The following is an 11394-nucleotide window of genomic DNA, read 5'->3' as shown; positions in this document are numbered from 1 at the left end:
ATTACGCCTTCAGCGGGGTCTGTGACGCCACCCTCACCGCCAAGACCGCCGACGGTGTGATCGCCGCCGCCGGCTACGCCGACGCCGTGATGACCCGGTACATCGTAGAGAACGGCGCCATCCGCGACGACCTCCTCACCCGCGACCAGCTCAAAGCCTGGGTCGACGGTCTCGACCCGCTCAGCGGGGAGCGCCGTGGCCGTGACCTCGAGTCCCCCGTCGCGGACCTGGTTCTGGATGCGACGATCAACGCGCCGAAGTCGTTCTCGATCGCCGCGATGCTCGACCCCGACCTCGCCGCCGCGTACGAGGACCTCCAGGACCGGCTCCGGGACCGGATTGTGAAGCTGTGGCAGTCCGAGCTCAACGCCCGCCGCGGCAAAGGCGGCGCCATCCGGGAGAACCTGGCCCGGATTGAAGTCGTCGAACTCCGACACGAACGCTCCCGATCCCTGGACCCGCACAAGCACCGCCACCTCTGGCTCAACGTCAAAGTCCAAGGCCAAGACGGGAAATGGTCGAACGTGGACACGAGGGTGGCGTTGCGGTTCCAGAACGTGATCAACGCCGAAGGCGACCTCGCCTCCCGCACCGACCCCGCCTGGATCAACGCTCTCGCCGCGAAAGGGTTCACCCTCAACGAGGACGGGGAGATCACTCAACTGCAGCACCTGGTGCGGCCGTTGTCGAAGCGGTCCGCACAGATCGAAGCCAACAAACTCTCCCGAACCGCTTGGTGGAAGCAACAGCATCCCGGGCAGGAACCCTCGCGCGATGTGCTCAACCAGATCGACCGTTGGGCGTGGGCCGCCGGCCGACCGAACAAGCCGGGCGATTTGGACGAAGCAGGCTGGGCCGCGCTGGTCCAGAAAGAACTGTTCACCGCGGACCCTGCGCTCGGCATGCAACGTTCGCCTGCGACCGTGGCTTCTGTCGCGGTCGAGGATCTCGACCTCGAGTTGCTGGCAGCCCAGGCCGTTGTCGATGCGGATGCCCGCTCGACCGGCAGCGGCGGCCGGTTCAGCATGATGGATGTGCGGGCTGGAGCTCTCCGCGCGATCGCCGCGACAGGCGTTGTCGCCGGCCGGGACGTCCTCGAGAAGCTCGCTGAGGAGGTCGTGGCGCACTCGCGAACAGTGACGCTGATCTCCGATCCGCACGCTCCGAATCACGTCAAGCACCTCATGGCGGTCTCAACTGCATCGCTGAAGGCCACTCTCGCCCAGAAGGTCGAGGCGATATCAAATCCCGGGACAATGCTTGGCCGTGAAGAAGTAGCCACGATTGCCCACGCGATGGAGCCCGGTCGCGCGCTGGATGGGGCGCAGCTCGCTGGTGCCGCCGCGATCGGTGGCACTTCGAGAAACGTCGCGATCTCCGGACCAGCCGGTACTGGCAAGACTACGATGCTGAAAGTCGCCGGCGCTGCGCTCCGTATACGCGGCCATAAGATGATCGTCGTCGCCCCAACCAAGAAGGCGTCGGCTGTCGCGGGACGCGAGACGATGAGTTCATCGTCGTCCCTGCACCAGCTTCTTCACGAGTTCGGATGGCGCTGGGCCACCAACAAGGCCGGCGCCACAGAGTGGACCCGTCTCGAGGCCGGCGCGACGGACCCAACAACAGGCGGGATCTACAAAGGACCCCGCGGGAGGATCGGTCTCGGCGATCGAATTGTCGTGGACGAGGCGGGAATGCTCGACCTTGAGGCCGCGAGTGCCCTCATGGATGTTGTTGCACGTACAGGGGCCGGGATCGCGCTCGTCGGCGATCAACGACAGGCGCTGCCCGTTGGACACTCCGGAGCGATGGCCCTCTTCTGGCGTCGCTCAGTCGACCGAGTGGAGCTGACCACCACACACCGCTTCGTCGATCCCGAGTGGGCAGACCTCACGCTTCGACTGCGCGACCCACAAGGGGAAACCACGTCTGGTGAGGTCGCTGACGCTCTCATCCGAACCGATCATGTCGTGCTGACCGATAACGACGTGGCTGCACGCGAAGCGATGGTCGAGGCTTGGTTCGAGGCCACGGAGCACCACGAGACTATCTCGCTTGTAACCGCCACCCACGCGGCTGCGCAGGACGTCAGCGAAGCGATCCAGGCCCGCCGGATCGCGTCCAAGGCTGTTCGCACAGATCGAGTCATGGTTGGTCAGTCGGGTCAGGCAATATTCGTCGGCGATGTCGTGCAGACCCGTCGCAACGACTCGGTCGCCGATGTGCAGAACCGCCAGAACTGGATCGTGGAGGCGATTGGCAAAGACCACGTGATCCTCGCCGCCAACGCCGATTCCACAGATTTGAGAAAGATCAGTCTCGCCTACGCAGAAGGACATGTCCACCTGTCCTACGCCACAACCGTCTTTGGAGTTCAGGGCGAAACCACCGATCGCTCCCTAGTCGGACCGGGAGTCGATGCTGCCGGTCTGTACGTCGGCCTCACCCGAGGCAAAGACCGCAACGCGGTCGTGCTCGTTGCTCCGACAGAGGAGTCCGCGAGATCCCAGCTGGTCGACATGATGCAGCGTCAACCGATCGAAGAGACCATTGACAAGTCGCGCGCCGCTGCGCGATCCGAGCTAAGACGGGCTGCGCAATCGGCCACGGGCCCTGTCGTCCCTGAGCCATCTCGCCAATCGGCTTCGATCGGCCTCCGATGACACAGCGAGCGTATTCAATCCGCCAAGCCAGATGCACAGACTTCACGTCCGAGCAGGTTGGCCCCGTCCAACGCCGCGTCCTGAGGATCAAACCCGAGAATGGCAACGCCCAGCTCATCGGCTCTCTGGCGAGCGTCTGGAAGAACACCGCGGCGCACGAAGATCACAGCGGCACGACCGTCAGCGATCGCGACCGAGGCGGAACGTTCCACCAACTCGACGTCGAGGTTTCCCATTCGGTTATCGACCCAACCGAGATAGCGCGAGGAGTACAAGTCGCACGCTCGTCGATCATCGCCAGACGCGACAACGGTGTCGCTCGCGCCGAGATAGATCATCCATCGGCGACAGAGCTCGGTTGCCTCCGCGTCGTTCGCGCCCCAAGGCATCGGTTCCGGAAGCAACGAATCCATGTCCACGGCTCCAGACTGCACCCGACCGCCGAGATCGCCACAGTGCGGGTCAGTACTAAGCGTTAGGTTCACCGCCATGGGGAGCATCACTCCGTACGACACAGCAGCTGGCAGGCGATACCGCGTCCGGTACCGAAAGCCGGATAACTCGCAGACCGACAAGCGCGGCTTCAAGACCAAGCGCGATGCTGAGCTCTTTCTCGCCTCGATCGAGATCTCCAAAGCGCGTGGGGAATTCGTCGAAGCGTCACAGTCCGCCATCACGATTGGCGCGCTCGGTCCGGTGTGGCTCAACAATCAGTCCCACCTCAAGCCATCTTCCAAGAAGCCGCTCGAGATTGCCTGGCACAAGTACGTCGAACCGGGCTGGGGCCGTGTCAAGGTTCGTGACGTCCGGTTCTCGGAGGTTCAGAATTGGGTCACTCGCATCGGCCAGGACCGTTCGGCAACCGTCGTCCTGCGAGCGTATGGGGTCTTGGCCGGCATCCTCGATGTCGCGGTGCGCGATCGGCGAATCTCCTCCAACCCGGCCCGCGGCGTCAACCTGCCACGCAAGGTCGCGAAGCCGCACGTCTACCTCACCCATGAGCAAGTGCATCGGCTCGCGGCAGCGTCTGGTCAGCACGCGCTGCTCGTCTTCCTGCTCGCCTACACCGGACTGCGTTGGGGCGAGGCGATCGGGCTGCGTACGCGAGATGTCGACCTTCGTCGTCGACGAATAACGGTGACCGTGAATGCCGTCGAGGTGGCCGGGGTCATCGAGATCGGAACACCCAAGACACACAAGCGGCGCGACGTGCCCTATCCGCCGTTCCTCTCTGATCTGGTGGCCGCCCAGATCGCAGAGAAGAGCCGAGACGATCTGGTGTTCAGCGACGCCTATGGCCAGCACCTTCGACGCACGCGAGTCAGCACTGGCTCACGCAGCTGGTTCAAGACTGCGCTCCGAGACGCGGAGCTCGAGCCGATGACCCTCCACGACCTCCGACACACGGCGGCCTCACTGGCCATCAGCTCGGGCGCCAATGTCAAAGCAGTGCAGCGGATGCTCGGGCACGCGTCCGCCGCGATGACACTCGATCTTTACGCAGACCTGTTCGACGACGACCTCGACGACGTGGCCTTGCGACTTCACGCGGCGGTCGCTGCGGCAGATGTGGGCAAAATGTGGGCAAGGCCATCTCCCTCCGCGTGAAAAACCCCCGAAATCACTGGGATTCCGGGGGTTTCGATCGGCGGAGACGGAGGGATTTGAACCCTCGGTCCCCTTGCGGGGACTCCACCTTAGCAGGGTGGTGCACTAGGCCTGACTATGCGACGTCTCCAGCGCCCGCAGTGCGGACACACGACGACCATCATAACGGACGCCGTGGAGCACACTGTACGGCGCTCGCGCTACAGAAACCGGCATCCGCTACACGAACATGCTGTAGCGGGTGCCGATAGGTGTAGCGCGAAGGGAACGCCCGCCGGCGCCGAAGCTTGACCCCCGTTTGGGAGGCAGGCAGAGTGGACCAATGCCCCTCAACCTCGACAACGTGTGGCGCTCGCTCGACGAGCGCGTCGCATCCGGCTGGGCTCCCGGCGTCGTCGCCGGCGTGCGCCACCGTGGCCAGACGCAGTTCTACGCGACAGGCACCTACGACTTCGCGGTCGAAGCCGGCAGTGTGCCGATGACCGAGAACACCCCGTTCCGCATCGCCTCGCTGAGCAAGATCGTCGGCATGGCGCTGACGGCACAGCTCATCGGCGACGGACTGCTCGAACTCGACGACGAGATCGCGGAGTGGATGCCCGAACTCGCCGACCGGCGCGTGCTCCGCTCTCCCGACGCGGCGCTCGACGACACCGTGGCCGCGGAGCGTGAGATCACCGTGCGTGACCTGCTGACCTTCACGAGCGGAATGGGCCTGCAGTTCGAGAGCACGCCGTACTCACGGGAACTGAACCCGTTCGCGGTGGGTCCGCTGCCGCCGCCGTTCGGAGTACACGAGTACCTCGAGCGCATCGCAGCGCTTCCGCTCGCGCACCAGCCGGGCGAGCGTTGGATGTACCACACCAGCTCGGATGTGCTGGGCATCCTGCTCTCCCGCGTCAGCGAGAAGCCGCTGCACGAACTGCTACTCGGCGAGATCACCGGCCCGCTCGGCCTCTCGCACACCGGATTCTTCACCGAGGAACGGTTACCGAGCCAGTACTGGGTGCACGGCGAAGGGCTCGAGGTATCCGCCGAGTACGACCGCGCATTCTCGGCGGAGCCCGCGTTCGAGAGCCTCGGCGGCGGACTCGTGTCGACGGTGCCGGAGTTCGTGAGCATCCTCACCGCCATCGCGGAGGGCGACATCGTGCCCGCCGAGCTGGTCCCGCAGGCCACCACCTCGCAACTGGATGCCGGCCAGCAGCTCGGTCTCGCAGAGCTCGTCGGGACAGGGGTCGGGTGGGGCTGGTGCACATCCGTCGAGACCGGGAGGCCGCATCCATGGTCGGCGCCCGGCCGCTGGGGTTGGACGGGAGGGTCGGGCACCAGCGCGTACGTCGACCCGTCGAGGGATCTCATCGGCGTGGTGATGTCGCAACGGTTCATGACCGGACCGCAGGAGGCGTTCGACTACTTCTGGGGCCCGCTGGCGGCATCCGTCGACGGTGACTGACCCATTCAGGTCGCAGTTTTCGTCGGGAAACGACGTCGGTGCCGACAAAAAGTGCGACCCGAACGCCGGAGCGTCTGTTTAGCCGGCTCCGTTCGAGCAGGTCTGGGTCGCCGCGGTCTGACCGTGCACGTTGCTGCTGAGCGGCACCGGGGTCGAGCTCGGCGAGGGCGCGGCGGTGGCGGTACTGCTCTTGCCCGACTTCTTGCTCGGCGACGGGGTGCTGCTCTGGGTCGGCTGCTGTGCGGGCTGACTGGATGACGTCACCGACCCGTCTCCGGTGCCGCCGGTGATCTGGATGTACTGGTCGTTGACGATCGCGTCGTCGAGCGTCTGAGCGGCAGTGTCGTCGGGGATGACGCGGTTCGTGTTCTCCGGGTCGGCGACCGTCGGGTACTGCACGAACGCGATGTTGTTCCAGTTCAGGTCCTTGAGCGCGGTGGCGATCTGATACAACGTGGCCGCATCCAAGTTGTCGGACAGGTGCACATTGCTGACTGTCGCCTTCGCCAGGCCCCAGACCTTCACCGGGTTGGTCAGGGTTCCGTTGCTCATGATCGTGCGCACGAGCGAGGAGAGGAACACCTGCTGATTGCTGATACGGGCGAGGTCGGATCCGTCGCCGACGCCGTGCCGGGTGCGCAGGAACTCAGCGGCATTCTGCCCCTCGAGGGTCACCTCTCCGGCAGGCAGATTGAGGCTGGTGTCGGGGTCGTCGATGCCGTTGCCGCCGATGCAGACCGGCACGCCGCCCACGGCGTTCGACATCGCGACGACGCCCTCGAACGTGATCTCGGCGGCGAACGGGATCTTGATCCCGGTCAGCTTCGTCACCGTGTCGGCCACGCACGACATCCCGCCCTCGGAAAGCGTCGTGTTGAACTGCGCCTGGTCTTGAGCGTCGTTGTTGCCGCACGCCGGGATCGGGACCATCAGGTCGCGCGGGTAACTGACGACGATCGCGTGCGTGTGGTCGGCGGAGAGGTGCAACAGCATCGTCACGTCGTTGTTGCCGGCGCCCGAGCTGTCGTCGAGCGTGCCCCACGAATCGCCCTGGCCTGTACGGGTATCGGAGGCGGCCACGAGGATGTTGACCCCGCCCTTGAGGGCGGCGATGTTCGGAATGGGCTGCGCGCCCTCACCGTGCAAGTGGAACGACTTCTTCGTGTCGCTGACCAGGTTCGCAGCGGCGACGCCGGCGATGCCGAGCACACTCACGACGGCGACCACGGCGACGGATGCCACGACCTTGCCGAACGTGGCCCACGGGTGCGAGCGCAGGCGGCCGTGCCGGGCGATGCCGCGCGGGCCGCTCGCCGAGCGTGCGGCCGCACGGGTGTACCTAGTGCCACCGCCGGTCGTGCGCCGTTCCGCCATGTGCACCGCCTCTCGTCTGGTCGTTCGCTGTCTGCAGGTCGTTGGTGTTCGTCGTGGATGTGTCGTGGGACCTCTGGATGCCGGAGCCGAGCATCTGCACGTTGCTCAGGCGACCGGTCGCGACGGAAAACCCCGGTAATGCAGATTAAACGACTTCGGTATGGGAATCCCGGTAATTCCTGAGCGAAAGGTGAAAGCGACGCTCAGTGCGGCGCCAGGTCGCGCAGCCAGTCGAGGGCGACGGGCAGGGCGCGCAGGACGGAGACGTGTCCGTCGTTCGGCCGTAGCCAGAACTGGCCTCGGGGCAGATGTTCGGCCTGCCACTGGCCGTGGGCACGGGGGACGACGCGGTCGCGACCGCCCTGTACGACGAGGGTCGGGCATCCGATCGCAGAAAGATCGAAGCCCCACGGAGTCGTGAAGGCGACGTCGTCGTCGATCTCGCCCCATGGCGGCTCTGCGCCGGCGGTCGCCTCGACGGACGCCCGGTTCGCATCGGCCCCGAGCGGAGCCCACTCCTCCTCGAGAACGGCCCAGTCGGTGTCGACGAAGCTCTCCAGATCGAACTCGGCCGTCTCGCCGTGGCGTCGCCGCTCGTCTCGGCCGCCGCGGAGGGCCGCCTGCAAGGCATCGGGCGAGGCCATCCCTGCGAACCAGTCGCCGGCATCCATGAATGGAGCGATTCCGGCGAGCGTGACGACACCCACGACGCGTTCCGGGTCGAGTGCCGCGCAGGCCAGCGCGTGCGGGCCTCCGCCGGATGCGCCGGCCGTCGCGTAGCGCTCGAGTCCCAGCTCGGAAGCGACGGCGACGACGTCGGCCGCGGCATCCTTCACTGTTCGACCCTCGAGAGTGCTCGTTCCCACGTAGCCCGCCCGGGTGCACGAGACGACGCGGATGCCGCGCGCGAGCGCAGGCTCGACGACCGGTGGGATGAGTCGCCCGGTCTGCGGAGTGCCGTGGTGCCAGATCAGCGTGAGGCCCGCGCCGCCGCGGCCCTGGACGCCGGTGTCCCAGAACCGTACGGTGCGGCCGTCTGCCAGCTCGAGGTCGCGTTCGATCGCCGTTGTTGCCGCCATCCGCCCACCGTATCGGCAGCTTCGCCCAGGTAGCGTTAACCCTCGGAGAGGAGACGCCGTGGGCTGGTTCACACGCTGGCGCAAGCGGCGCATCCTCAAGCCGTACGACGACGCCGCGGTGGTGGTGCGCGAGCAGGCCACCGTTGAACAGTCCGTCGCCGAGGGTCTGATGATCTCGGAGTACGCGGTGCGGCTGCGCCTCAAGAACGCCATCGCGGTAGACGCCGTCGTGTCGCCGCGGGCGTACGACGCGCGGGAGTATCTGCCGCAGGCATCCGCAGCCTTCGAAGAGCTCGCAGCCGAGTCGCAGGATGCCTCGGACCGGCTCACCGACGAGCTCGCCCGCACCATCGGCCGGGTGGGACGCGCGCAGCACGTGCACGACTACCGCCGCGGCGACGAGGCGAACGTGCGCCACCGGCTCATGGTCGCCACGGAGGCGGCATCCGCACTCCGGCAGAAGGCCGGCGAGGAGGAGTACCTGCTCGGACTGATCGAGCAGGCGCGACAGGATGCCTGGCGAGAGGTGAGCGCATCGCTCGTCGACCACGCGCTGCAGTACACCCCGGATGCGCCTGCGCCGTTGGATGCTGTCGACCGCGACGTCGAGCTCGCCTCGCTGCGCGCCGAGCTGGAAGCGCTGACCAGCGACGCGTGACGGCTCCTGGTTGCCGGCTGGGTTACCGGCTGGGCCCGCCGGGCGTTCAAGTCGCGAACTCTGCCGTTATCGCCGCGCCATAAGGGCAGACTTCGCGATTTGAACCGAGGTGGGGTGCCGACCGACTCAGCGGAGGGGACTGCCGGTCGGGTCAGCGGACGAGGCGGTGCCGGTCGGGTCAGAGGACGGGGCGGTGCCGGTCTGGTCAGCGGACGGGACGCAGGGCGTCCAGCAGGAGGTCGAGCATGCGGCCGACCCGCTCGGTGTCTTTCGCGTTGCCGGCTGCGACGAAGACGCCGACCAGCATCGCGGTGAGGTCGCCGGGGTCGACATCCGCTCGGATGGTTCCGTCGGCGGCGCCGGCCTGCAGCAGCGTGGCGACCGCGGCGGTGATCCGCTCGCGCGTCTCGCTCTTGCGGATCGCGCCTGAGGCGATTGCCGTGCGCAACGCGTCGGCCATGCCTTGCTTGGTGGCGACGAAGCGGGTGTAGCGCACCATCCAGAGTCGTAGTGCCTCGAACCCGGTGCGGCCTTCGAGCAGCGGCGCCGCGGATGCGACCACCTCGTCGAGCTCGCTGCCGTGCAGCGCCTCCACGAGCGACTCGCGGGTGGGGAAGTTGCGGTAGAGGGTTCCGATGCCGACGCCCGCCGCTCGCGCAATGGCCTCCAGGGATACCGGGGTATCGCCATCGGCGTCGGCGAACGCGTCGCGGGCGGCGTCCAGCAGCAGCGCCCGATTGCGCGCGGCGTCGGCACGCAGCTTCGGCCCGTCGGGTCGCTTGGGCGCGCCGGCGTGCTGCGGCGCTCCGGCGCGTTGCGGGGCCTCGGCGCGCTTGGGCACATCGGCGCTCTCGGGCGCGTCGGCGCGCTGCGGCACGACGGTATCGCGATCGACCCTGGACAAGCGGAGGCCCCTCCGTTACGCTTCTCGTAAACGGAGCTTCCTCCGTTTCATCCCACCATAACCGACGCGGCCCGCCGGATGCGAGCGATACCCGGGTGCGCCGAGTCCACCCTCACTGAAGTCCATACTCACCAAGGGAGAAGTCATGACCGACTCCACTTCCGTCCGCCCCTCTCTCGGCGGCACCTTCGACCTCGCCGGCCGACCGGTCGCCCGCGTCGGCTACGGCGCCATGCAACTGGAGCGGCTCGCGGCGGATCCGGATGCCGCGGCATCCGTTCTGCGGCACGCTCTCGATGCTGGCGTGAACCACGTCGACACCGCGGACTTCTACGGACCGGGGTTCGTGAACGACGTGATCCGCGGCGTCGTCGGCAAGCGCGACGACGTCTTCGTCGCCACCAAGATCGGCGCGGAGCGCAACCCGGAAGGACCGCTTCCGTTGCGACTGGCGCAGCGTCCCGAGCAGCTGCGGGCGAGCATCCAGAACAATCTGCTCACGCTGTGGCGCGATCGCCTCGACCTGGTCTATCTGCGCCGCGCCGAGGTCGGCCCAGGGCTGCGCGCCGAGGGTGACCAGGATGTGCCACTCGACGACCAGCTGGCGGTGTTGCTCGAGCTGCGCGACGCCGGTGACATCGGGGCCATCGGTGTGAGTGCGGTCACGACAGAGACGTTCCGGCGCGCACTGCCCGCTGGAATCGCCGCCGTGCAGAACGCCTACAGCCTCGTCGACCGGGAGTTCGACGAGATGCTGAACCTCACGGTCGACTTGGGGCTCGCGTGGGTGCCCTACTTCCCGCTCGGCAGCGCCTTCCCCGGTCACGCGAAGGTGGTCGAGCAGCCTGCCGTGGTCGCGACGGCCGAGCGCCTGGGCGCCACACCGTCGCAGGTCGGACTCGCGTGGCTGCTGCACAGCACGCCGAACACGCTGCTCATTCCGGGAACGGGCAGCGTCGAACACCTCGACGAGAACAACGCTGCGGGCGACCTCGTGCTCGACGCCGCAACGATCGCCGAGTTGGACGACCTCGAGGTCGTCGGCGCGGGCGAGATCCGGTGGGGCAGCGAGGAGTAGGAGCACGGCGAGCCGGTCGCGTCGCATAGTTCAGGCTCAGGCCGGCCGCCGCGGATGCGCGGGGCCGAAATCGCGGGCTGCTGCCTGAATTGTGCGCCGGCCCGCCGGAACGAAGTCGCCTTCAGCGGCAATAGCCCCGCTTCACAGAGGTGTCTCGTCCCTCACGGCCGTGGTGCGGGTGAGGAGGTTGATGCGGTCGCCGACCGCGATCGTGATCTCCGGATCGGGCTGCCGTAGACGTGGCCCTCGCACGTAGGAGACCGGAAGATGGCCAGGCGGCCAAGGGATGCTACCGAGCTTTCGTCCGACGGCGGGTGAGGTTCGCGGGATGGTGACCTCGACGAGCTGGTAACCGGTCAATGGCGTCGCCGGGCCCTCAGGAGAAGGATGCCCGGCACCGCCGACGAACGCGTCGGACGGGGTGACGGTGACATGTTTGCCGAGCTCACGGGTGATGGTCTGGATCGCGGAGTGGTTGGTGATCCAGCCTTGGATGCGCCGGCCGTCGTCGGAGAGCACGGGCAGACCGTCGCGCCCGTACTCATCGAGCTGCCGAAGCACATCCGTGATCGAC

The 11394-nt window shown here is 67.0% G+C and carries 10 protein-coding genes and 1 tRNA gene; 5 read left to right on the top strand and 6 right to left on the bottom strand.

The genetic code is table 11. The features are described 5' to 3' along the window. Positions 1–2663 (top strand): AAA family ATPase (locus ACTHNC_RS06305; protein ID WP_440293741.1); only part of this gene is annotated, 2663 nt, incomplete at its 5' end. A gap of 14 nt (positions 2664–2677) precedes the next feature. On the opposite strand, the gene ACTHNC_RS06300 is transcribed toward ACTHNC_RS06305, so the two are convergent. Then, on the bottom strand, positions 2678–3082 hold the full coding sequence (locus tag ACTHNC_RS06300; RefSeq protein WP_440293740.1) for a hypothetical protein: 405 nt from the start codon (positions 3080–3082) through the stop codon (positions 2678–2680). Positions 3083–3152: 70 nt separating this feature from the next. On the opposite strand from ACTHNC_RS06300, the gene ACTHNC_RS06295 reads away from it, so the two are divergent. Beyond that, on the top strand, positions 3153–4271 hold the full coding sequence (locus tag ACTHNC_RS06295) for a tyrosine-type recombinase/integrase (protein WP_440293739.1): 1119 nt from the start codon (positions 3153–3155) through the stop codon (positions 4269–4271). A 41-nt stretch (positions 4272–4312) separates the two neighbouring features. Here ACTHNC_RS06295 and ACTHNC_RS06290 read toward each other — a convergent pair. Continuing rightward, positions 4313–4401 (bottom strand) — tRNA-Ser (locus ACTHNC_RS06290). 192 nt (positions 4402–4593) lie between these two features. Between ACTHNC_RS06290 and ACTHNC_RS06285 the strand changes: the two genes are divergently transcribed. Further along, positions 4594–5727, top strand: a complete 1134-nt coding sequence (locus tag ACTHNC_RS06285) for a serine hydrolase domain-containing protein (RefSeq protein ID WP_440293738.1) — start codon at positions 4594–4596, stop codon at positions 5725–5727. 78 nt (positions 5728–5805) lie between these two features. Here the strand turns inward: ACTHNC_RS06285 and ACTHNC_RS06280 are convergent, their stop codons facing one another. Both ACTHNC_RS06280 and ACTHNC_RS06275 read right to left on the bottom strand, forming a co-directional pair. Continuing rightward, positions 5806–7101: an LCP family protein gene (locus ACTHNC_RS06280; protein WP_440293737.1), complete on the bottom strand. Its 1296-nt coding sequence runs from the start codon at positions 7099–7101 to the stop codon at positions 5806–5808. A gap of 203 nt (positions 7102–7304) precedes the next feature. Further along, a complete protein-coding gene (locus ACTHNC_RS06275; protein WP_440293736.1) occupies positions 7305–8180 on the bottom strand; it encodes an alpha/beta fold hydrolase in 876 nt (291 codons plus the stop codon). 58 nt (positions 8181–8238) lie between these two features. Here ACTHNC_RS06275 and ACTHNC_RS06270 point away from each other — a divergent pair, with 58 nt between their 5' ends. After that, positions 8239–8838 (top strand): hypothetical protein, encoded by a 600-nt coding sequence (locus ACTHNC_RS06270; RefSeq protein WP_440293735.1) that lies wholly within the window; start codon positions 8239–8241, stop codon positions 8836–8838. 205 nt (positions 8839–9043) lie between these two features. Here the strand turns inward: ACTHNC_RS06270 and ACTHNC_RS06265 are convergent, their stop codons facing one another. Further along, positions 9044–9742 carry a TetR family transcriptional regulator gene (locus tag ACTHNC_RS06265; protein WP_440293734.1) on the bottom strand — a complete coding sequence of 233 codons (699 nt, stop codon included), beginning with the start codon at positions 9740–9742 and terminating at the stop codon, positions 9044–9046. Positions 9743–9887: 145 nt separating this feature from the next. On the opposite strand from ACTHNC_RS06265, the gene ACTHNC_RS06260 reads away from it, so the two are divergent. Then, positions 9888–10820, top strand: a complete 933-nt coding sequence (locus ACTHNC_RS06260) for an aldo/keto reductase (protein WP_440293733.1) — start codon at positions 9888–9890, stop codon at positions 10818–10820. 141 nt (positions 10821–10961) lie between these two features. Here the strand turns inward: ACTHNC_RS06260 and ACTHNC_RS06255 are convergent. Next, positions 10962–11394, bottom strand: a 433-nt coding sequence (locus tag ACTHNC_RS06255; RefSeq protein ID WP_440293732.1) for a TrkA C-terminal domain-containing protein, incomplete at its 5' end; no start/stop codon positions are given.

The organism is Humibacter sp. (assembly GCF_051954055.1).
Lineage (GTDB): Bacteria > Actinomycetota > Actinomycetes > Actinomycetales > Microbacteriaceae > Humibacter.
Note: the sequence above shows the minus strand (reverse complement) of the source record. Positions and strands in the feature narration are given on the sequence as shown.